This window comes from Sphingobacterium bovisgrunnientis (assembly GCF_009829085.1).
Lineage (GTDB): Bacteria > Bacteroidota > Bacteroidia > Sphingobacteriales > Sphingobacteriaceae > Sphingobacterium > Sphingobacterium bovisgrunnientis.
The window spans coordinates 1-23,704 of record NZ_WUQY01000046.1 but is presented as its reverse complement, the minus strand read 5'-3'; the positions used below and the strand labels follow the sequence as shown (position 1 = coordinate 23,704).

20 protein-coding genes are annotated in these 23,704 nt (G+C 32.6%); 18 read left to right on the top strand and 2 right to left on the bottom strand.

Features of this window, described 5'->3' with window-relative positions; all coding sequences use genetic code 11:
- The first annotated feature begins 37 nt into the window (after positions 1-37).
- From GOQ16_RS15990 to GOQ16_RS15975, 4 genes are all read left to right on the top strand, one after another.
- A complete protein-coding gene (locus tag GOQ16_RS15990) occupies positions 38-901 on the top strand; it encodes a tyrosine-type recombinase/integrase (RefSeq protein WP_317163827.1) in 864 nt (287 codons plus the stop codon).
- Complete coding sequence (locus tag GOQ16_RS15985) at positions 898-1,398, top strand: hypothetical protein (protein ID WP_160070209.1); 501 nt, start codon at positions 898-900, stop codon at positions 1,396-1,398. Before GOQ16_RS15990 ends, GOQ16_RS15985 begins: the two co-directional genes overlap by 4 nt.
- A gap of 18 nt (positions 1,399-1,416) precedes the next feature.
- On the top strand, positions 1,417-1,716 hold the full coding sequence (locus tag GOQ16_RS15980) for a hypothetical protein (protein WP_160070208.1): 300 nt from the start codon (positions 1,417-1,419) through the stop codon (positions 1,714-1,716).
- Positions 1,717-1,857: 141 nt separating this feature from the next.
- Positions 1,858-2,982: a DEAD/DEAH box helicase gene (locus GOQ16_RS15975; RefSeq protein ID WP_160070207.1), complete on the top strand. Its 1,125-nt coding sequence runs from the start codon at positions 1,858-1,860 to the stop codon at positions 2,980-2,982.
- A gap of 58 nt (positions 2,983-3,040) precedes the next feature.
- Here GOQ16_RS15975 and GOQ16_RS15970 read toward each other — a convergent pair whose 3' ends face one another.
- The gene (locus tag GOQ16_RS15970) at positions 3,041-3,328 is read right to left on the bottom strand and encodes a carboxymuconolactone decarboxylase family protein (RefSeq protein WP_204987503.1); all 288 of its coding nucleotides are present in this window, start codon (positions 3,326-3,328) and stop codon (positions 3,041-3,043) included.
- 121 nt (positions 3,329-3,449) lie between these two features.
- Between GOQ16_RS15970 and GOQ16_RS15965 the strand changes: the two genes are divergently transcribed.
- The 4 genes from GOQ16_RS15965 (at position 3,450) to GOQ16_RS15950 (ending at position 6,192) form a co-directional block, all read left to right on the top strand.
- Complete coding sequence (locus tag GOQ16_RS15965) at positions 3,450-3,959, top strand: cupin domain-containing protein (protein ID WP_160070206.1); 510 nt, start codon at positions 3,450-3,452, stop codon at positions 3,957-3,959.
- Between the two features lie 294 nt (positions 3,960-4,253).
- The gene (locus GOQ16_RS15960; protein WP_160070205.1) at positions 4,254-5,000 is read left to right on the top strand and encodes a metallophosphoesterase; all 747 of its coding nucleotides are present in this window, start codon (positions 4,254-4,256) and stop codon (positions 4,998-5,000) included.
- A gap of 50 nt (positions 5,001-5,050) precedes the next feature.
- Positions 5,051-5,533 carry a helix-turn-helix transcriptional regulator gene (locus GOQ16_RS15955; protein WP_160070204.1) on the top strand — a complete coding sequence of 161 codons (483 nt, stop codon included), beginning with the start codon at positions 5,051-5,053 and terminating at the stop codon, positions 5,531-5,533.
- 71 nt (positions 5,534-5,604) lie between these two features.
- Positions 5,605-6,192, top strand: a complete 588-nt coding sequence (locus tag GOQ16_RS15950; protein ID WP_240141068.1) for a nucleotidyl transferase AbiEii/AbiGii toxin family protein — start codon at positions 5,605-5,607, stop codon at positions 6,190-6,192.
- A gap of 54 nt (positions 6,193-6,246) precedes the next feature.
- Here the strand turns inward: GOQ16_RS15950 and GOQ16_RS15945 are convergent, their stop codons facing one another.
- Positions 6,247-6,789 carry a hypothetical protein gene (locus tag GOQ16_RS15945; protein WP_160070202.1) on the bottom strand — a complete coding sequence of 181 codons (543 nt, stop codon included), beginning with the start codon at positions 6,787-6,789 and terminating at the stop codon, positions 6,247-6,249.
- A 175-nt stretch (positions 6,790-6,964) separates the two neighbouring features.
- Between GOQ16_RS15945 and GOQ16_RS15940 the strand changes: the two genes are divergently transcribed.
- From GOQ16_RS15940 to GOQ16_RS15895, 10 genes are all read left to right on the top strand, one after another.
- Positions 6,965-9,304, top strand: a complete 2,340-nt coding sequence (locus GOQ16_RS15940) for a type I restriction-modification system subunit M (RefSeq protein WP_160070201.1) — start codon at positions 6,965-6,967, stop codon at positions 9,302-9,304.
- A gap of 6 nt (positions 9,305-9,310) precedes the next feature.
- Entirely contained in the window at positions 9,311-10,555 is a 1,245-nt protein-coding gene (locus GOQ16_RS15935) for a restriction endonuclease subunit S (protein ID WP_160070200.1), read from the top strand.
- 44 nt (positions 10,556-10,599) lie between these two features.
- The gene (locus GOQ16_RS17720; RefSeq protein WP_204987502.1) at positions 10,600-11,394 is read left to right on the top strand and encodes a hypothetical protein; all 795 of its coding nucleotides are present in this window, start codon (positions 10,600-10,602) and stop codon (positions 11,392-11,394) included.
- A 13-nt stretch (positions 11,395-11,407) separates the two neighbouring features.
- Entirely contained in the window at positions 11,408-11,845 is a 438-nt protein-coding gene (locus tag GOQ16_RS15925) for a hypothetical protein (protein ID WP_160070199.1), read from the top strand.
- 61 nt (positions 11,846-11,906) lie between these two features.
- Positions 11,907-13,772 carry a DUF262 domain-containing protein gene (locus tag GOQ16_RS15920; protein WP_160070198.1) on the top strand — a complete coding sequence of 622 codons (1,866 nt, stop codon included), beginning with the start codon at positions 11,907-11,909 and terminating at the stop codon, positions 13,770-13,772.
- Positions 13,772-16,108: a DUF262 domain-containing protein gene (locus GOQ16_RS15915; RefSeq protein ID WP_160070197.1), complete on the top strand. Its 2,337-nt coding sequence runs from the start codon at positions 13,772-13,774 to the stop codon at positions 16,106-16,108. The genes GOQ16_RS15920 and GOQ16_RS15915 overlap by 1 nt, the downstream gene beginning before the upstream one ends.
- Before the next feature lie 12 nt (positions 16,109-16,120).
- The gene (locus GOQ16_RS15910) at positions 16,121-19,138 is read left to right on the top strand and encodes a type I restriction endonuclease subunit R (protein ID WP_160070196.1); all 3,018 of its coding nucleotides are present in this window, start codon (positions 16,121-16,123) and stop codon (positions 19,136-19,138) included.
- Between the two features lie 15 nt (positions 19,139-19,153).
- Entirely contained in the window at positions 19,154-20,758 is a 1,605-nt protein-coding gene (locus GOQ16_RS15905) for an RNA-directed DNA polymerase (protein ID WP_160070195.1), read from the top strand.
- Positions 20,755-22,119 (top strand): hypothetical protein, encoded by a 1,365-nt coding sequence (locus GOQ16_RS15900; protein ID WP_160070194.1) that lies wholly within the window; start codon positions 20,755-20,757, stop codon positions 22,117-22,119. Before GOQ16_RS15905 ends, GOQ16_RS15900 begins: the two co-directional genes overlap by 4 nt.
- Before the next feature lie 208 nt (positions 22,120-22,327).
- Positions 22,328-23,695 carry an SIR2 family protein gene (locus GOQ16_RS15895; RefSeq protein ID WP_160070193.1) on the top strand — a complete coding sequence of 456 codons (1,368 nt, stop codon included), beginning with the start codon at positions 22,328-22,330 and terminating at the stop codon, positions 23,693-23,695.
- Positions 23,696-23,704 lie beyond the last annotated feature (9 nt).

Below are 23,704 nucleotides of genomic sequence, written 5' to 3'. Positions count from 1 at the left end.
TTTTTGCAAATTAAATATAGCAATCCCTGCTATATAAATTACCGCCATTTTTTACCTTATTTGGGACGCTTCTGAAAATGAATCTAAAAAACGTGCTAGTTCAGATGGTAATTATAATACATGGAAAAGTTCATATACATATTTTAGTAGATTCACCAATAACCACTGTAAGTTTAAAGATATAACAGAAAAATTGTGTAGAGATTTCAAAATGTATTTGGAAAGAACAACTACACTTAAAAGCGAAATGAACAAATTAAGTGCTAATTCTAAGCACATGTATTACAATAAATTCAAAGCAGCTATAAAAGAGGCTTATTTGCAAGGACTAATTTCTAAAACATTTACATCGAGGATTCAATCTCCTAAGTCAGAAAAGCCATTTCGTGAGTTTTTAGAAGAGGATGAGATTAAAAGTTTAATGGAAACTCCTTGTGAAGTTGATACTATAAAAAGAGCAGCACTATTTTGTATTGTAACGGGTTTAAGGGTGAGTGATGTTTTTCCTTTAGCATGGAGTTCTTACTCTTACGATTCAATAAACAAACATAGTTTAAGATTGAAAAGCGCAAAAATAGGAGAGTATATTTATCATCCTATTTCCGAGCAAGCATTTGAACTTATGGGTAAAATAGGAAAAAGTAATGAGCAGGTATTTAGGGGTTTAAAGTATTCAGATAATAACAATAAATTATTGGAAAGGTGGTTACATCTTGCTGGAATAAAGAAGAAAATAACTTGGCATAATTTCAGACATACCTATGCAGTTATTGTAATCGAAAAATATGGTATATATGCAGGAAAAGAAATGTTGCATCATAAAAACCTAAAAACAACTGAGATTTATAGCCATATGAAAATTGGTCAACGTGTAAAAATTGCTAACAGTATAATTATATGAGCTTAACTAAGTTTTATTGCGATACTGGGAGAAATTTTATAAATATATCCATAGATCTTTGGAATGATTTTAAAAATTTTTACAATGGATATGAACCTAATGTACAATATGAGATAGAATATAAATATGTAGATCATCTGAAGTTTACATTAAAAGGATCAAATGTCATAAACGATTTTTTACAAGGTCAATTAGAAGTTGTACGCATATTACTTGCAAAAGATGACGGGCTAGAAGTTCATGAAAAGTTAATTTCTTTGAAACAGTCTGTTTCTGAATTTGCAATTATTAAACATCTTATAAAAGGGAATGATCATGTAATAGTTCGAGGATATTTAGCTTTTATAAATAATAATATTTTACCCCTGTATACAATTAAAAATGATCTTTATGAGACAGAATTAAATATTAGGCATCACAGAAGTTTTGTGCGCTCAACTCCTGAAGAATTTGGTAAAGTCCACTTTAATATGAATAACGTTAAATCTCAAGATTAAGTGATCATAAAGCGATATTTGGATGTTTTAATTCCTGATTTGGGGCAAAGACTAGAATTTGAGCAAGAGTTCTTTAAAGGGAGAGTAAATAATGTTATATATAATGTTGATGTTAAAGATTCCAGAAAGTTTTGCGAGTTTTTTAAATTTTTAATTGGGGCTGCTTATTTGACTGTTGAAAAGAAATCTTTAGCAAAATGGTTGCATAGAAAGTTTACAAGACTGGATAACGGTAAGAGTATAGGTACAGTAGAAACATTGAAAAAGTATCTTAATGGAGATTATGATAATCGATTTCTAAATAAATTAATTCTTTAGATCCTTTTTGGCATTAAGGAATTTGATTAAAAGTAATTTTGTCTCATTGATTATTTGCACTTAATATCTGCCAGATGAAGCGTTTAAGCATTGAATGTTCGATACCGCATTAATTTGCGTACTTTTACAGAAAAAATATTTATGTCATTTGCGACTTTAGGTTTATCGCCCGTTTTATTAAAATTATTAACAGATCAGTTTTTTACGCTTGCTACGCCGATACAAACCGCTGCCATTCCTGCTATTTTAAACAAAAAAGATGTTTTGGGTATTGCAAAGACAGGATCGGGTAAAACGGCAGCTTATGTATTGCCTTTGTTGATGAATTTTTATAAGAACGTAAATGTTAAGAATAGGCATGTAAATGTTTTGGTGTTGGTGCCCACTAGAGAGCTGGCTGTACAGGTAAAAAATGTGTTCAATAATTTTACGCAGGTGTTGCCACAAAGGGTTAAAACGCTAGCAGTATTTGGTGGTGCTTCTATCAATCCGCAAATGATGGCTTTGCAAGGCGTAAATGTGCTCGTGGCTACACCTGGGCGGTTGTTAGAGTTAGTGACAGCAAACGCTGTACACTTATCGGAAATTGATACCTTGGTGATGGATGAGGCTGACAAGCTATTGACTTTAGGGTTTAAGGGTGAATTGGACCGGATTATGGATTTATTGCCTCCAAAACGACAAAACATTTTGTTTTCGGCTACGCTAAGTCCAGATTTGCAAAGTATACAAGCTGGAATATTACAGAATCCAGAGGTAATTAAGATAGAGAGTGAGGAGGAAACTATTGACCAAATTAAACAGATTGCTTATTTGGTAGCCCCTGAAAAAAAAGGACCTTATTTGCGCCAATTGATTGTACAGCAGGGTATGAAACAGGTGTTGGTTTTCGCCTCGTCTATCCATCAGGTTGATACGGTAGTGAGTAAGTTGATTAAGAACAAAATTATGGCTAGGGCAATGCACAGTCAGAAAAGTCAGGGGGCTCGTACGGAGGCTTTAACGCAGTTTAAGGCAGGTAAACTACCGGTGTTGGTGGCTACAGACTTAATGGCGAGGGGTATTGATATAGACCATTTGCCTTATGTAATTAATTACGAGTTGCCACGATCGTCAAAAGATTATATCCACAGAATTGGCAGAACGGGTAGGGCAGGTGCCAGTGGTGAGGCTATCTCTTTGTTAACCCACAATGATTTGCCTCACTTTGAAGTGATACAAAAGAAAATGGGTAAAACAGTGGAGATTATTGATATTGAAAGGTAGGGGGTAATAGCTATTACCTAATTGTTAGTTTGTTTCAAAATAGCTAGCTTTTTAAATCTCATTGTTGGTACTTATTGCAATTCTGTTCCATGCCTTTATGGTTACTGCGGCCATAATAATTTGTGCAATGTAATTTTCGTCGAAAAAGGCTTTTAGCTTCTTCATAAGTTTTATCGCTTAGGCCATTTTTACCTATTAAAGTTATTTCTTCGGTAATGGCTAGCACAACTTTTTCTTCTTCAGTAAATAAATTGGTTTCTCTCCAAGCGTTTAATAAGAAAATTCGTTGTTGTGTTTCACCCATTTTTAAGGCATTGAGGGTATGCATATTGATACTATGTGCCATGGAAGGTGAAAAAGCGAAGCAAGTACAGATAGATGTATATTATTTGTTAAATCAGATAGGGATAATTAAATGCTAAAAAGTGCAGTTGCTGTCTGTTCTAAACTTAATATTAGATAGAAATATGAAAAGAATTATTTGTTTTGGATTTTTTATAGTTATTGCATTTACATCTAAAGTAATAGCTCAAGATCAATCAATTTTTCCGTTAGGTGAAAAGGCTAAAAATGTCAATCATACTGGTGATGTATGGTTGCGTGAGTTGCATTCAGCAGATGGTAAGATTAATTCACAAATTTCAGTTGCTGTTTTTGCTCCTAATGCTAAACTTAACTGGCATACGCATACGGCTGGACAGATTTTAATAATCACAGATGGGAAGGGCTACTATCAGGAAAGGGGGAAGCCTGTGCAGATAGTGAAAAAAGGTGATGTTGTGAAATGTTTGCCTGATGTCGAGCATTGGCATGGTTCAACACCTACTACAGGGGTAACATATGTTGCTGTATCCCCAAAAAGCAAAACCAATTGGATGGATGTTGTGGACGATTCAGGATATCAGAATATAGAAGATTCATCGAAGGAAAAAACTAGCGTTGAAACGGAGCTTAAAACATTGTCTATGCAAAAATGAGATTGGATGGCTAGTAAGAACAAGGATGAATTGATTACACTCTTTCACGAAAAATCTATGTTTGTGCATATGGGAGGATCTTGGGATAAACAGCGATAACTTGACGTGATCAAAAATGGGAATGTTAAGTCTCAAGATTTAGTGTTCATAAAGCAATATTTAGGTGTTTTAATTTCTGATTTGGTGAACTTTAGTATTGAAGAAATACTATAATTTAATTAACAATTGATCTTTGTATAGAGAAATTTGCGATTTCAGTTATAAATTAATTATATTGAAAAATTCGATAAAAGTATGAAAATTCAAGTCATCAGTGATTTACATCAAGAGTTTGGTTATTCGGAATTGTCTTTTGATAATGCCGATCTTGTCGTATTTGCGGGTGATGTAAATTTAGGTATAAAGGGATTGCATTGGATACAATCAAGAATTAAAGATAAGCCTGTGATTTATGTTCTTGGAAATCATGAATACTATAAGAGCGCATATCCTAAAGTGCTAAATAAACTCAAAACATTAGCTGCAAATACCAATGTTCATGTACTAGAAGATTCGTTTGTTGATATTGATTATATTCGATTTCATGGCTGTACGCTATGGACTGATTTTTCAATTTTTGGAGATCCAATGGAATACGGTATAATTTGTCAATCTGCAATGAATGATTATAAGATGATAAAGCGTGATCCTTCATATTCAAAAATGCGTACTATTGATACGTATAGAATTCATCAAGTATCTCGAAAATGGTTAGATGAAAGTTTGCAGCAGACTGAAAAATCTAAAAATGTAGTTATTACACATCATGCCCCTAGTTTGAAATCGGTTTCTGAGCAATATAAAAGCCATCCTGTAACTGCTGCTTATGCCTCAAACATGGATGAATTTATATTAAAACACCAGCCAGATTACTGGATACATGGTCATATTCATACAATAAGTCGTTATAATATTGGTTATACTGAGGTAATCTGTAATCCTCATGGATATATTGGTGAACCATATAATGGGTTTGATAAAGAGTTGATTATTGAATTATAATCTGTTGTACAAAAATTTTAAAATGTAATCAATTTTGATTACATTTGGTTGTGGAAAAGAGATTAGAGCGATTTAAAGGCATACATCCAGGTCTGATACTAGAACGAGAACTTAATAAACGTGCGATTAAGCCAAGCCCTTTTGCATTGTCTGTGGATACGCATAGGCAGATTTTTAACGCCATCCTAAAAGGTAAACGAGGTATTCCAATTCCTTTATCTTTAAAAGTTGATAAAGCTTTAGGTCTTGAAGAGGGAACTTTTGCTTTGTTACAAACTTTTTATGATATCGAAAAAGCAAAAGAAAACGAGCTGAGCAAAGCACATCCTGATTTGAACATTATACGAAAAATACTTTTTTGGGATACGGACATTCAAAAAATTGATTGGCAAAAACAATACAGAGCTGTTATTCAACGTGTTTTTGAAAGAGGAAATGACGAGGAAAAGAACGAAATCATACGGTTTTATGGGTCAGATAAAATTCAACAGGCTTTAGATTCTAATAAAACTGAGCCGATGTCATTGCATTAACACCAAGATATTTTTAAATGCTTTATTATAACACTGTTAATGAGTTGCTGAGAAGTACTTTAAGCACGTTAATGCAATCTAATACTTTTACATCATTTAGGTTAGTTGGTGGCACAGCATTAAGCTTGCATCTAGGTCATCGAGAATCTATAGATATTGATCTATTTTCAGATGTATCCTATGGTAGTTTAGATTTTGATGAAATTGATAATTACTTAAAACGTAGTTTTCCGTATGTGGATTATCTTTCTAATATAGCTCCAGCAATAGGAAAATCTTATACGATAGGATCGGATGTAGAAAATACCGTAAAACTAGATGTGTTCTATACTGATCCTTTTATTCAAGATGCAGTAGTTGAAGATAATATTCGTTTAGCCTCTATTGAAGAAATAATAGCAATGAAAATTGATGTTATTCAACGGGGTGGTCGTAAAAAGGACTTCTGGGACTTGCATGAATTGATAGAATCTTATATTTTGCACGATATGTTAAATTTACATGAGCAGCGTTATCCTTACACGCATGATCGTAATTTAATTTTGTCTAATCTTGTCAACTTTGAAATTGCTGATAATGATTTTGATCCCATATGTTTTAAAGGAAAATATTGGGAATTTATTAAAGCTGATTTTAAGGATTATGTAACTAGTATGTAAGCTATTGTTTGTGAAACATCTAATTGTAGATGATTTTATATGAGCTTATTATTGTTATGTAATAAATAGTGCAAGTTTATTAAACTTCATATAGTTAACTAAATCTTTAAGAGCCTTTATTAATACTTGAACATCTAAAACCTCTCCATCAAATATGAGTGTATGATTAAAAGTATTATAGCCTCTTTGACAAGTTGGTTCTCTATCACCTAAAAAATTATTAAATGATGGATTCATTTGCCGATCAATATATACACCTGTAGGAGAATTATTAAAACGTACTTCTACTCTCTCATCAAAATGCTCAAAATGATTGCGAAATACCCTGGGAGCTAAAATATGATTATCTGGGATATTTAAATATTCGCGTAATAACTTTCCTCTTGTCCTATATTTTTTAGAAGGCCAAAGTATTTTAGATACATTTCCTGATGCCACTAATACGGACTGAATAGATCCCCATATCTCAATCTGATCAAAACTATTTTCTGGCGCATTTAGTCTATCGAAAGCTCTTATAGCTATCCGAGCTTGTAATAAAATCTCATCCAAAAGTGTCATTTGGAGTAAGCCATTCATATCAGGAATTTTATACATATCATAGGTTTTATTGATTAATATTAACTAATATTTAGTAATTATGGAAATTCAATATGGTTTGTATTTAATAATATGTAATGATATTTATTACGGTTTCCAGTATTGAAAAGCCTCCAAAAAATGTGTATTTTGTACCCAAACCGCATTAACATTTAATACACTATCATATATAATGACGCACACCTCTCATAATAAATTAGTTAGCTTTATTTGGTCTATTGCAGACGATTGCCTACGCGATGTCTATGTACGCGGTAAATACCGTGATATTATTTTGCCTTTTGTGGTATTACGTCGTATCGATTCCCTATTGGAACCTACGAAAGAAGCTGTGTTGGAAGAAGTACGTTTTCAGAAAGAAAATATCAGTGCAGTAGATTTACAACCAAGCGGTTTGCAAGGTGCATCAGGCTATGTATTCTACAATACATCGACTTGGACAATGGAGAAGCTCAAAGGTACGGCTACGAACTCCCAACAAAAATTAGTTGCCAACTTTGAAGAATATTTGAATGGATTCTCTGCGAATGTGAAAGAGATTATTGAGAAATTCAATTTGTCGGCACAAATCCGTCATATGGCATCCAAAGATGTGCTGTTGGATGTGTTGGAAAAATTCACTTCACCCTATATCAATCTTACTCCTGTAGAGAAAAACGATCCAGAGGGAAGACCCTTACCCGCACTATCCAATCTGGGGATGGGTTATGTGTTTGAAGAGCTGATTCGTAAATTTAATGAAGAGAATAACGAAGAGGCAGGGGAGCACTTCACACCACGTGAGGTGATTCAGCTGATGACAACATTGGTCTTTGAACCTCTCAAAGGTCAACTGCCTAATATTATTACGATATATGATCCAGCTTGTGGATCGGGCGGGATGCTGACGGAAAGCGAGAACTACCTTATCGAAGATGAAAGCATAAGCTACAAGGGGGATGTCTACTTGTATGGTAAGGAGATCAATGATGAGACCTACGCCATCTGTAAGTCGGATATGATGATCAAGGGAAAAGACCCCGAGAATATCCGTGTAGGATCGACCTTGTCTACGAATGAATTTTCGAGTATGAAGTTTGACTTTATGCTGTCGAATCCGCCGTATGGCAAATCATGGGCCTCGGAGCAAAAATATATCAAAGAAGGTAAAGATGTCATTGATACCCGCTTTCAGCTAAAACTTAAAGACTATTGGGGCAATTGGGAGACCGTAGATGCGACACCACGCTCATCGGATGGACAGTTATTGTTCTTGATGGAAATGGTCGACAAGATGAAAGCACCGACTTCCAATCGTATCGGTTCGCGTATTGCCTCGGTACACAATGGTTCATCGTTATTCACAGGGGATGCAGGTTCAGGCGAAAGCAATATCCGTCGTTACATTATCGAAAATGACTTGTTGGATGCCATTGTGCAATTGCCGAATAACCTCTTCTACAATACAGGGATTACGACTTATATCTGGTTGCTGAATAACAATAAGCCCAAAGAAAGAGCAGGCAAAGTACAATTGTTGGATGCCAATAACATGTACCGCAAACTGCGTAAGAATCTAGGAAACAAAAACTCGGAGTTCTCACCAGAGCAAATTGCACAGATAGCGCAAGCTTATTTGGAAAATTGGGAAACAAATCCTACGGATTCCCAACTAAAAATTAAACAATTTCGTAATGCTGATTTTGGGTATTACAAGGTTAATATCGAGCGTCCGAAACGACTAAAAGCACGGTTTACAAAGGAAGCTTTGGATACACTGCGCTACGATAAGAGCTTGGCTATACCAATGCAAGCATTGTATGATACTTATGGTGATTTGGTCTATGCGGGATTGGATTCTCATGCAGAAGAAATTACAAAACGTGCAGAAAAAGAAGATTGGGGTTTGAACAAAAAGCAAATTGCTAAGTTGTTGGAGAAAGCCACTTGGCAAAAGCCAAAAGCCTTATATGATGCTGCATTGAACCTATGGCAACATATAGGAGATGATATCTTTATGGACTTTAATGCATTTAGCAGTTTGGTCGATGAGCAAATTAAAAAGCATAAACTGGGCTTAGGAGCAGCTGAGAAAAAAGCTATACTACAGGCTATTAGCAGTTACGATGCAGAAGCCGAAAAAGTCATCAAGAAAATAGAAAAGCTACAAGGCGATAAATTACATCAATTACTGAATCACCTGGGCTGTACCGAAGAGCAGTTGCCTTTATTTGGTTATTTCCCCACGGTTAAAGCGGGCGAATATATCGTATATGAAACGGAATCCGACCTACGTGATGCCGAGCAAATTCCATTAAGTGAAACCATTGTGGTTTACTTCATCCGTGAAGTGCAGCCGCATGTAGCCGAAGCTTGGATCAATCTGGATTCGGTAAAGATAGGTTATGAAATATCCTTTAATAAGTATTTCTATCAGCATACTCCACTGCGCAGTATCGCTGACATCAAAGCGGAATTGCTCCACTTAGAGCAACAAGCAGATGGTTTATTAGCTGATATCTTAAATTTCTAAAAGGCAATGAAAAGATACGAAAGCTATAAACATTCGGGTATAGATTGGTTGGGAGAAATTCCTGAGCATTGGGAGGTTAAGAAGGTCAAGGAAATTGCAACATTACATGGTAGAATTGGTTTTAGAGGATATAATCAGTCAGATTTAGTGTCAGAAGGAGAAGGTTGCATAACTATAAGCCCAAGTAATATTTCTGAATATGACATGTCTTTTGACAAAAACAGTTATTTATCATGGGAGAAATACTTTGAATCTCCAGAGATAATGATTTATGAAAATGATATTCTAATGGTTAAAACAGGGTCAACAGTAGGAAAAGTTGGCTATGTTAAAAATTTAAGAGAAAAAGCTACAATTAATCCTCAGTTGCTTGTTGTTAAAAATATTAAAGCAAATAGTAGATATTTCTTCTTGTTTATTAATTCAAATAAATTTTTTGAGCTAATAAAATCTAATGCTATTGGAAGTACAATTCCAACAATTTCTGAAACAAAAATAGGTATTTTAAAGATAATTTATCCCCCAATCCACGAACAAGAAGCAATAGCGCAGTTTTTGGATGAGAAATGTGCGAAGATTGATGAGTTGGTAGCGATTAAAGCGCAACAAATCGAGAAGCTTAAAGAACTACGCCAAGTCAAAATCCACGAAGCCGTAACTAAAGGTTTGGATACTTCTGTTGAACTAAAAGATTTGGGCATTGACTGGATTGGCGAGATTCCAAAACATTGGGAGGTGAAGAGGTTGAAACATTTACTAAAAATTAACAATGGTTCAGATTACAAACACATACTAGTTGATGATGGGTATCCAGTAATTGGGTCAGGTGGTCAATTTGCATATGCATCTAAATATATATATGATGGAGAAGTATTGTTATTAGGTAGAAAAGGTACAATCGATAAGCCACTATATTTTAAAGGTAAATTCTGGACTGTGGATACAATGTTTTATGGAATAGCCAATAAGCATGGAAACACTAAATTTCTTTATTATTTAGCTACCACCATTCCATATAAGTATTATAGTACAGCTACTGCTCTACCAAGTATGACTCAAGGTGATTTGAATAACCATAAGATTGCAGTCCCCCAAATTTCCGAACAAGAAGCTATAGTATCTTATTTAGAGCAAGAAACAGCCAAAATAGATCAAGGTATTGCACAGCGTCAGGAGCAAATTGAAAAGCTGAAGGGGTATAAACAGAGCCTAATTAATGAGGTCGTGACAGGAAAGGTGAAGGTAGCATAGGGGAGAGAGGCTATTAATTTATTAACCAATTATGAACCAAGATTATGAAAGGAAAAGCAGAGTTTACAGTTGAAGAAGCAGTTCAAATTGAGAATCTTATCGAACATAAACTAAGGGCTACTTCTAATGAACAAAAAGGTATCCGTGAAAAAATCAGAAAACTAGGTTTTCATGCCGCTGATTTCGGTGTTCGAGGTGGATTTACTGTAGCGGATTTTAAAAGGGTAGTGCGGATTGTAGGCGTAAAGCCTTTTGCTCAGGCTAAACCTACAGTTCAAGTTAAATTAAAAGTACCATCCAAAGCGATTAAACCTAGTATTGCAACAGATTTGATCAGTTTAGATCATAGCCAAGAGATAGTATTACAATTAAAGGCTTTAGGTTTTAAAGGTTTCTTACCCATTAAAGATATTCGTCAGGACTATAGTATACTTCCTAAAGAGAAAGGAATTTATATTTTATTACGAGTAGTTAGTTCATATACTTTTGTAGAAGTGGGTACAGGTGGATTTTTTAAAGGTAAGAATCCCAATGTTTGCATTATAAAGTTACAATCCAATTGGGTTGATGACACACCTATAGTTTATATTGGAAAGGCTGGAGGAAGTAAACTAAAAGCTACCTTACATTCTCGTATAAAACAGTATTTTCGATTTGGAGAAGGGAAAGTTGTAGGACATTGGGGGGGGCGATATATATGGCAGCTTGAAGGTGTAGCGAACTTAATTGTATGTTGGAAAGAAATCCTATCCTCTGAACCTGCAGAGGTCGAAACTCAATTGATAAAAGAGTTTACGAGATTTTATGGTAAAAGACCATTCGCTAATTTGAAGGATTAGAATTTTAGTAATTATGAATAAACTAACCTTGCACGATATTTTTGAGTCCCTTACTTTTAATTTTAGGATTCCCATGCGTGCATCCTACATTCTAACTGATTGTTCGGACGAAGAAAGAGCTAAGTATTTGGCTCAATTCTTAAAAGAACAACCACAAATTATTCATGCTCCAGCTTTTGCTAGTCCAAAGGAATTGTTTGATTTTATAAAAGCAAATCAGCAAGCTTCGTTATATTTTGAAGATGAGGTCTTGTCTAAGCGTGTGGAATATATCCATGTATTAGAAGGGGCTATTTGTGCGAATGACCTCGGAAAGCCTTGGCAAGTAAAATACGAAATAGATAGTTTTGAATTCAAAGGCAAAGTACTACTAGCTTGTAGAATAAAAAAAGAAGAATTAAAGAAAAGAGAACAACTAAAATATATATTGAGAGATAGCGTAGTAATATAAGAAACACACTAACTAACTAACTAACTAACTAACTAACTAACTAACTAACCAAACACAATTAATGAAGCAATTTGAAGAGAATATTTTAGAGCCAAGACTTCTTGGCGAATTAACCTTACTTAAAAACAATTATCGCTTCTTTATACCATCTTATCAAAGAGGATATCGTTGGGGGGTAGAGGAGGTTACAGCATTATTAGATGATTTATTAGATTTCAATAATACAGTTAAGGATTACTCAGAAAAATATTGTCTACAACCAATAGTTGTAAAGCAACTTACAGATGGAAGTTATGAAGTGTTGGACGGGCAGCAGCGATTGACTACTTTGTTTATTTTACTATCATATCTTCAAAAAGAAGATGGTGAAATAAATTTATTTGAATTGGAATATGAAACTCGGCCTAATAGTGCTGTTTTTCTGCGTGATTTATCACCTGAAATTAATGCAGACAATCCTGATTATTTCTATATAAGTCAAGCTTATAAAATCATAGTTGATTGGTTTGATACTAATAAAGAAAGCGTCCGTTATCTAAAAAGAAAAATTGGAGGAATTTTATTAGATCAAGTCGAGATTATCTGGTACCAAATTAAGGACAATAGCAATCCAATAGATGTATTTACACGGATCAACATTGGTAAAATTCCACTAACTAATTCTGAGTTAGTTAAAGCCGTGTTTTTGAGTAAGAATAATCTTCAGTTGGGATTGAAAGATATGGGAGTAAGTATTGAAGATCTTATTTTAAACAACAAGCAGTCAGTTATCGGTTTAGAGTGGGATGCCATGGAAAAGCAATTGCAGGACAATGACTTTTGGAGCTTTATATTCAATAAAAAGGAGAATAATTATCAAACTCGCATAGATTATATTTTAGATTTAGTTACTGAAAGTCCCATTAATTCTGTAGACAGTCTTGAAGCATTTAAAAAGTATTACAATAAGATAAAGTCTGTTCGAAATAATGCCGAATTACTTAAGGAGTATGAAAGGTTAAGCACATCTTATATTGAAGAAGAATGGGCTTTACTAAAAGCATATTTTGATATACTGTTAGAATGGTATAATAATAAGTGGTATAATCATATAATAGGCTATTTAATAACTAGAAATGAAAATGTTTTAGAACTATTAAACCAATATAAGAATCTGAACAGGGAAGGATTCAAAAAGGAATTAATAAGTAAAATAGCAAAACCACTTTCAGCAAAGAATATTTCGGAGTTAAAATTCGAAAATTCGGGTGATAAAAAGACTTTAGAAGATATACTTTTGTTGCATAATGTTATTGGCTCACTGATTCAACCTGACACATCTATTCATTTTCCTTTTGACAAGATTAAATCAGCAAAATGGTCATTGGAACATATTTATGCGCAGAATACAGATGACCTTTTAGAAAAGGATTATGACTCGTGGGTAAATGATCATTTGAATTACTTTAAGTCTATAGGACACAATAATGATGATGTAATAAATTCTTTCATCGAAAAATTGGATGCCCTTCAAGCTAAAAAGCTCACAGGTGATACGGAAGAATATAAAGAATTCTTTAAGATCATATTTTCGGAAGTGGATGAATATATTAGAAAGAAAAGTGATGAGGATTTTGATTTAATTGAAGAAAAGGGAGATGATTACCAATGGGTAACAGATGCACATTCATTGGCGAATTTAACGCTTTTGGATATTAGTGCCAATTCATATCTAAGTAATTCGATTTTTGGAGTAAAACGCGAAAAAATAAAAGATTTAGACAAGAGATTAGCGTTTATACCTAATGAAACACGTAAAGTTTTTTTTAAATACTATTCAAATGCTGGTAGTCACGATGCCTATTGGAGCTATGCGGATAGAATAGCTTATGTAGCAGATATTAAATCAAAAATTAACAACCTCAATAACCTGTTAGACCTTAAATAATGAAGACTACACTTTGGAATATATTAAGTAATAAAGTAAATGAATTTGAGATTCCTAATGGTATTTCAATTCCAAAAATACAGCGTGATTATGCACAAGGACGTAATACCTTGCGAGCGAAGGAAATTAGAAATGAATTTTTGAAAAACATTCATGATGCTATTTTGGATGTCAAAAATAGTCAAGGAAATGCACTAGACTTAGATTTCGTATATGGGTCTAAAGAATTAGGAAGTTTTATTCCTTTGGATGGACAACAAAGGTTAACCACACTTTTCTTACTTCATTGGTATTTAGCCTTCAAAGCGAACAATCTCTCAGGATACACCACTGTGTTATCAAAGTTTCGATATGAGACTAGACCAACTTCAAATTTATTTATTAAAGCGTTATGTAAAGAGTTTGGTGTAGAAGAATATAAAAAGATATTTGGTGAAGACAATGCAAATGAGAATAATACATTTAAGAATATTATTGAAAATGAGCATTGGTATTTTTCTTCATGGAGTTTTGACAATACCATATCTTCTATGATTAATATGCTAGATAGCATCCATAGTATTTTCAAAGATTCTGATATAGTAATTGATGATTTAATTCAAGAAGATAAGCCTTCTATAACCTTTAATTTTTTACAGTTAGAGACCTACGGTCTATCTGATGGTCTTTATATAAAAATGAATGCTAGAGGGAAGCAGTTAACTAGTTTTGAAAATTTGAAAGCACAAATTTCAAAGCTTATTAAAGAAGGTGGTTTCAACGAAAAATATAATTATTCTTTAGTAACAAGCTCAGGAGAAAAGGCTGTAGATGTAGAGACTTATTTTGCCACTAAGATTGATACCATTTGGTCTGACTATTTTTGGAAGTTAAAGGGAGATGAATATTCATTCGATAATAAGTTATTGAATCTTTTAACTTTTATAGGGTTAAACGAGCTAATTCGTTTAGATATAGATTTATACGATAAAGCTATAAGTCAGCTAGAAAAAGTAGAAAACATCAGTTATTATACGCTTAAAGAGGTAGGTTTACTAAACGAGAGTAGTATTATCAAGTATATTGATACATTGGATGTTATCTGCTCAAATCAACAAGATGTAGTATCTTTTTTTGAAAATAGTCAATTTAAAGATGAAGTATTTATTCCGATATTAACAGATAAGGTAAGACCTGTATATGAAAGACGTGTGTTATTTGCAGGTACTTTTGATTTTCTAATAAAAAATATTGCCAATCCTGATTTTCATGAATTGCAGAAGTGGTCAAGATTATTATTTAATTTAACAAATAATACAATTTACAACCGTTCTAAAGATTTTCAAGATAGTCTAGACGGAATTAAAGATTTTTTAAATTGTTATAATGGTGATGTGTATGCTACCTACCTTGCTCAGGGAATTAAAGGATTTGATACTGTACAAACATTAGAAGAGGAAATCAAAATAACATTAAGAAAAAAATACTCCGATTTTAATTCTCCGATAGATCAAATAGAAAATGATGCGTATTTAGCAGGTCAGATATCTTGCATCTTAAAATTTAGTGGGATATATGATAGCTATCTAATTAGTCAATTCAACAATTATACTTCTGGAGAATTTGAATCTTTAAAGGAAAGTTTAGATAATAGTTATAAAAAATTTAAGTTGTGTTTTGATGATAATGGACTTAAAGCCTTCGAGCAAGAGGAGTTTAGAAGAGCTTTGCTCAGTATAGACGAGTTCTATATATATTCTACGAATTTTTTCTTTTATAATAATTCGACTAGTCGTGATTTATCTTGGAAAAGATTATTAAAGGAGGTTGTTAATTTAGGTAAGACCTATAGAGTTGGTGCCGCAGCATTAACTTTATTGTTTAATCATATAAATTTGAACTCTCCAATACAAAAACAATTAGAAGCAATAATAAATGATTATATTAAGATTACCGAAACTAAGGATTGGAAGTATTATTTCATAAAGTACCCATTACTTTTTCAGTCAAGTAAACAGCACTATGTTAAGTTTTTTGAGAACATAGAAGATGATGAATACGTCTATTGTTTGAATAAAACAAAATATAATAAAGAAGTTGATTATGATTTTATGTCTCTAGTTGTTAAGTCTACTTTAATTAGTAACGGGCTAGATGTTAGTAAAATAGAATATGCTTATCAACACAAATATAATCAATTCGGCATTAATAGTATAAAAGGTAAATCAGTAAAAATAATTTATAATACTCCTAAACAAAGACATAAGTTCACCATTAAGGTTTATGGACAAGATGAATTTTATGAAAAGAGTTTTTCTAAAGTAACCAATTTTATTATCGATAATTATTATTCATAATTGAAATAAATAATGACCACACAATATAACGAACAAGCCTTAGAATCATTAATTGAAAAGCATTTAACAGGGTATACTGTTGAGGAGCTTAAAGATAAATCATTAACAGTGGATTCATTTTATGAGTCGGATGAACATTATTTGGGTGGTAAAGGCTATTATATTGGTTCACCGCTAGATTTCGATAAACGTTATGCGTTAGATTTAAGACGTTTTTGGGATTTCTTGGAGAAGACGCAGGCGAAGGAATTAGCAAAGCTGCAGGTTAGCGCTGACTGGAAGTTGAAGATTCTAGAGCGTTTTGATCGTAAGGTGAAGAAGGATGGTATTTTGAAGCTGTTGAAAAAAGGATTGGAAGTAGACAATGCATATTTCAATTTATTCTATGAAGCACCAAGTGCGAGTTCAGCACAGTCTATTCGTGATAATTTCGAGGCTAATCAGTTTTCTATAACTAGACAGGTTCGTTATTCTTCTGTCAATCCTGGAGAAGAGATTGATGTGGTTTTGTTTGTCAATGGAATACCATTATGTACGATCGAGCTTAAGAATCCTTGGACAGGGCAGACTGCCGCGGTACAAGGTATCAATCAATATAAATACACGCGTGATGCTTCCCAACCTTTATTGCAATTTGGTCGTTGCCTCGTACACTTTGCTGTAGATACAGATGAAGTGTATATGACGACAAAGTTGCAGGGCAAGGATACGTTCTTTTTACCTTTTAATAAGGGTGATAATTTTGGTAAAGGAAATCCCGTCAATCCAAAAGGTCATAAGACCGCGTATCTGTGGGAGGATATATTTAAAAAGGAGCAGCTGGCACAGATTATTCAGCACTATATGTTGTTGGACGGCAAGGACAAAGATCCTTTGGCTAAGAAGTTCTACATCTTTCCACGTTATCATCAGTTGGATGTAGTGAGTAGGCTGATAGGTGATGTACGCGAAAAGGAAGTGGGAGAGACTTATTTAATACAACACTCGGCAGGTTCAGGTAAGTCCAATTCCATTACATGGACAGCATTTCAATTGATAGAAGTCGAAGATAGTGTAGGCAAACCTATGTTTGATTCGGTCATTGTGGTGACGGACAGAAGAATATTAGATAAGCAACTTCGTGATAATATCAAGTCATTTTCGGATGTGAAGAATATTGTTGCTCCCGCTTATTCGTCTGCAGATTTGAAACTAGCACTAGAATCTGGCAAGCGCATAATTGTCACGACTATACAGAAGTTCCCGAATATCTTGAATGGCATTGACTCTATGGTAGATAAGCGGTTTGGGATTATAATTGATGAGGCACATTCTAGTCAGGGCGGTTCTGCCGCAGATAAGATGAACCAAGTGTTGGGCGCATTGGAATCTAATGAAGAGGGAGAGGTGGATGCGCAGGATCTTATTATTCGTGCTATGCAAGCGCGTAAAATGCGTAAGAATGCGTCATACTTTGCTTTTACGGCTACGCCTAAGAATTCTACTTTAGAGCGATTTGGTAGTAAACAGGGAGACGGTAGCTATAAGCCATTTCATTTGTATTCGATGAAGCAAGCAATTGAAGAAGGTTTTATCTTGGACGTGATTTCCAATTATACGACATACAAGAGCTATTATCAATTGCATAAGTCTATTGAAGATAACCCAGAGTTTAATACGAAGAAAGCACAACAAAAGTTGAAAGGCTTCGTAGAGAAAGATCCGCGTACCATTCGTGCGAAAGCTGAAATCATGTTGGACCATTTTATGGAGCAGGTGTATTATAAGAAAAATGCGCTGAATAATAAGGCTAAGGCGATGGTCGTGACACAAAGTATAGAATCCGCAATACGCTACTATAAGGCATTGAATGCGCTATTAGCTGATAAAGGATCACCATTCAAAATTATTATTGCTTTCTCTGGCGCAAAGACAGTAGATGGTATAGAATATACGGAGGCTATTATGAATGGTTTCTCCGATTCTGATACGAAGGATGAATTTGATAAAGATGATTACCGTATGCTAGTGGTTGCTAATAAATACTTGACGGGATTTGACCAACCCAAGCTAACTACGATGTATGTAGATAAGAAATTGCAAGGTGTATTGTGTGTACAGGCTTTATCACGACTGAATCGTTCGGCACCTAAACTAGGGAAGAAGACGGAGAATTTGTTCGTACTAGATTTTTTTAATGATAGCGCTGATATCAAGACATCTTTTGATCCATTCTATACCTCGACAACATTGAGTTCGGAAACGGATGTGAATGTCTTACACGATTTGAAAGACGCATTGGATGAGACAGCTATATATGAATGGGGAGAGGTAGAAGATTTTAACACAAAGTTTTTTAAAAGTGCTTCTGCGGAGGAATTAAGCCCTATTATTGATACAGCTGCACAACGTTTTAATAGCGATTTAGACTTCAATGAAGAAGAAAAGGCAGATATTAAGATAAAAGCTAAACACTTCGTAAAGGTATATGGTCAATTGGCGGCTATTATTTCCTTTGAGAATATGAATTGGGAAAAGTTGTTTTGGTTTTTGAAATTCTTAATACCGAAGATGAAAGTGAAGCAGCGTGAAGAGGATTTATTAGACGAGTTGTTGGAGTCCGTAGATTTATCGACCTATGGTATTGAACGCGTACGCCTGAATGAAAAGTTGACTTTGGATGATGCAGAGTCAGAGGTTGATCCAAATAATGCGAATCCTCGTGGGATACATGGTGGGGACGATAAGGCAGAATTGGATGCCATAATACGTGAGTTTAATGAGCGTTGGTTTGCGAATTGGGATGCTACACCGGATGACAAGCGTTTGTTCTTTCAGACTTTCGTAGAAAAGATACAACAACACCCAGATTTTGAGTCTAAGTACGCGAATAATCCAGATGTATATACCAAGGAAATAGCCTATGATAGAATTGTTGAACAGGTTGCATTACAAATGCGTAAGGTGCAATTGGATTTCGCAAAGCAATGGGTTGATGATCATTTTAAACAGGACTTTAAGTCTAGTACACAACGCGCTGTAAGGAGGTAGTTTTAAATATATTATATGGCATTTGAATTAAAAGATTTATTGATAGCTTATAAAAAGGCTAAGAGAGAGGTTTTTCATCAGAATTTACATTTAACTAAGCGTGATTTTATAGAATTTGAAAAAAATTTGATAAGTAATCTTAGTAACTTAGTTAAGTTATTGAATTCCAAAAAGTTAAAAGAGTTTAATTTTGAAAATAAGCTTGGATATTTTACAATAGTAAAAAGTATCTCTTATAACAAAAAAGAAGAAGATACAATTGTAGTATCTGATTCCAAAAAAAGATGGGAGATTTTGAAAGAAGATGTTAATTCAATTGATTTTAGAATAATACCCGATTTGGGAGTAGAGTTACATGTTTTATCATCTTTATGGATAGATAGTTACGGTAAATTTTTAGAAAAAGATCTGTCAAATAATTGCTACGGGAGTAGGGTTGTATTGACAAATAGTTCTATTAATCACTTTAAACCATATGTTCAAGAATATAGATTATGGCAGCAAAATGGAATTGATATTATAAGAGAAAATTTTAAAAACAAGAAAAATGTTATTGCTATAACAGCTGATCTGAATTCATTTTATCATCATGTTAATCCTGAATATTTATCGCTAATTAGTGAGGAGTTTAATGTGAAATTAAATACAGAAATATCAAAAGATGCAATTTTTCTTAATGATGTGATGGGTTTTCTTATTACTAGCTGGTCTAAAAAAACTTATAATCAACTAAGTAACGACTGTAAAAAACAATTTAGGAATAAAAATCATGTAGGTATTCCTATAGGTCTCTCAGCCTCTAAAGTAATTGCAAACTTAATATTAAAAAAATTTGATGATAAAGTAGAAGAAGAATTATTGCCAGTTTATTATGGTCGTTATGTTGATGATATTTTTATTGTATTAAATAATAATTCTAAACTATATGATCGATCCCAAATATGGAATTATGTCTGTAAAAGAATAATTGGTTTGTCAATTAACATTGATGGAATTGTTTCATATGAAGATGAGTATACTGAAAATTGTTCACTTGAATTTAATTCAAGTAAGGAAAAGATTTTTATACTAGAACCGCTTGGAGGTGAAGAAATAATAAAGGAAATTGAAGAAGAGCTCAAGAAAAATTCCAGTGAATGGCGTTTTATTCCAGAGACGGGTAGTGATTTGGATAAATTATCTGAAGATATTTTATATTCTGATGGAAATATAAAAGAAGGGCTAAATTCATTAAGAAAAGCTAATAGTATAAGTATTAAAAGATTAAAATTTGCTAATTATTTAAACAAACTGGAGGAAATTGTTAGAACTCATCCAGAATATTATTGGAAAGATGAGGTTAAAAGAATGGTTTATTTTGTAAAGACATTTGCAATTAATCCAGAGATTATTAGTGATTATACACAGTACATTCCAAGAATATTGGAATTAGTAATGTATACGGAGAATTATAAATTATATATGGATTTATCGAAATCATTAAATGAATCTGTTACTTGCCTAACGGAGTCATTTAAAAGTTCTAAATATGAACTTGAATTAAATAAATTAGAAGATTATTTTAAAGTAATTATAGAAATGTCAATTTACACTGGGTTTAATTTGAATAAGTCAAAATGAAATTAAATAATTTTTTGGAAAAATTTGATATAGGTTTATCAGAGCTAAGATCTACATCTTTAAGATATTTTTCATCCGATCTTCATTTTGTTCCGTTTAAAGAAATATTTGAGAAATCATCGATTGATTTAAAGAATTCTTTGTTTATTGAAATAATTAGTAATAATTCTTCTCAGAAATATGAAAATATTGAATGGAAAAAATTGAAAATTGAAGAAAATGAATATGTGTATATTAATTTTTTAAATGATTTTTTTAAGGATAAAATAGAAACATCACTTCAAAATTTTGATTTAGCAATATTATTAGGTGCATATTCATTTACAAGAAATGTTAACTATTTGGACGCTAGTAGATTTTTTGATAGATGGCATGACGAAGAATGGTTTAAGTTTAACTCTCTATTAGAAGTTTATAAGCAGATTCCATTGGATAAAGGAGATTTGCCATTTAGTAAAATAGGTGAACATCAATATTATAATCAAGTAAGTGAAGATAAAATTGAAGGTATAGAAATAGCACTTACTAGTTATAAAGTTCTTTTAAAAAGTTGGGATCATAGAGTTCAGAATCAACATGAGCCAGATAATACTCGGTTAACAAGATTATATAATTTAATAAATAATATATTATGCCGTAAACCTAAAAATGTTGATCTTATAGTGTTACCAGAGTTAGCAATTTATGATTTTTCTCTTCGATTAATAAGTGAACTTTTAAGAAATAGTAATATTGCATTAATATCAGGGTTAGATTATGAAATTGATTGGAAAAATAAAACTGTAAGGAATAGATTGGCTTATATAATACCAATTGAAAAATCAGGAAGAAGAATACATTTACAATTAATACAAGACAAAGAAATTGGTGCATTACATGAGAGTAATGAACTTTGGAATAAGTCAAAACTGAGATTGATTCCCAACAATAAGGATAAATATGTTGTACAGTTTAAAAATTCTTTATTTTCAAGTTTAATTTGTAATGAATTCTTAAATATAGATTATAGACAAAAGTTACGTGGGGAAATTGATATACTAGTATTATTAGAATGGAATCAAGATATAAATACATATAACTCTTTAGTAGAAGCGAATGCTAGTGATTTACATTGTTTTGTTGTTCAAGTTAATAATCGTTTATATGGTGACACTAGGGTTAGAGCGCCATTTAAGTTGGATTATAAAAGAGATGTAGCACGTATAAGAGGGGGAGAAGATGATTATTTTGTTATTACTAAAGTTAAGGTCGCTGAACTAAGAAAATTTCAGATGAATAATATATCACCGACTGATGATAATGCTATCTTTAAGCCAGTACCTACTGGTTATGAAATGAAAAATAATAGACGATTAAAGTAATATTTATACGATCATGGGATTTATATGAATTCTAATTTTACAATTCTAAGTCTTCATATCAAGTCAACCTAATTATTAATAATTAGGTTGACTTGATATGAAATAATATATACCTGAACATAGGCTTTTATGGGAAAAGTGTAAAAGCTAAAATAAAGATAGTCAATAAATTCGTTTTAACTTTTGATTGATTATAACACCTAATAGTATGAGTACACCACAAAATGAATTTATTGAGAAATTTTCAGAATCATTATATAATGATAAAGGCGTTTATTTTATTGGTTCTGGACTTTCAGTACCATCAAGTTTACCTGATTGGAGCCAATTAATAAGTGAATTTGTAAAAAGTATTGGCATCCTAGAGATTTTTGAAACGGATGACTTACCATTATTAGCTCAATATTATGTCAATAAAAAATCTAAAAAATCATTATTTAAAAAGCTAAAATATGATTTTTCAGGAAAAAAAATAAATGAATATCACCAAATACTTACTAAAACCCCTTTGACTTCAATATGGACTACTAATTATGATGATTTAATAGAAAAAGCTTTTGATAAAGAATCAGTTTTAAAAGTAAGAGATTCAGAAGCTTTTAATTATGATGTACAGAAAAATAATATTGAAATTATTAAAGTTCATGGTAGTATTAATGGTGATATTAATGATTTTGTCATTACTCAATCCGATTATGAAGATTTTTTTGTAAATAAACCAGCATTGGTTCAACGTTTAAAAGTTGAATTATTACAGAAAATGTTTGTTTTTGTCGGATATAACTATGGAGATCCAAATATTCAGAATATTTTAATAGAAGTTCGCAGATTAAAGTCTGATTCAAATTCTATTAAACATTATATTTTATTAAAGGAAAAGAAGAAGGATAAGAAGTTTCAACTTTGGTGTCAAAATTTGGAACGTTACAATATTTATCCTGTATTATTTGATGATTATCGTGATCTAAGAGTCATTCTAAAAAAAATATCTTTAAAAGCACGAGGTAAAAGTGTATTTGTTACAGGTAGTCATTTAAATAATGATTCAGAAAATTTAGATATTTTATCAAGATATTTAATTGAAAATGAAATCATTCTTGTTAATGGTCAATCACAGGGTATTATGGAAAGTGTATTTAGAAGTTTTACAACTTTGTGTACTAAGGAAAATATTGACTATAAATCGAGATTGAAGTTATTTGCAAATCCTTATGCTGCAAATCCAAGATTTGCAGATGATCTTAATTTATTGACTAATTTAAAGGAGTTTAGAACGCCTTTAATGAAATCTACGAGAGTTGTAATTGCATTTGATGGGAGAAACGGGACGTGTGCTGAATTAGATGTTGCAATTGAAAAGGGCTGCGAAATTATTCCATATTTTAAAGACGAAAAATTTCAAACATGGCAGTATTTAGATAAAATTGATGGCTTAAGAGATGAGTATAAAGAAAAAATTCTTAATAAGAGTTTAACTATTTTTGATTTAATTATTGAGTTAAAATCTAAATTCAGAAGCGTCCCAAATAAGGTAAAAAATGGCGGTAATTTATATAGCAGGGATTGCTATATTTAATTTGCAAAA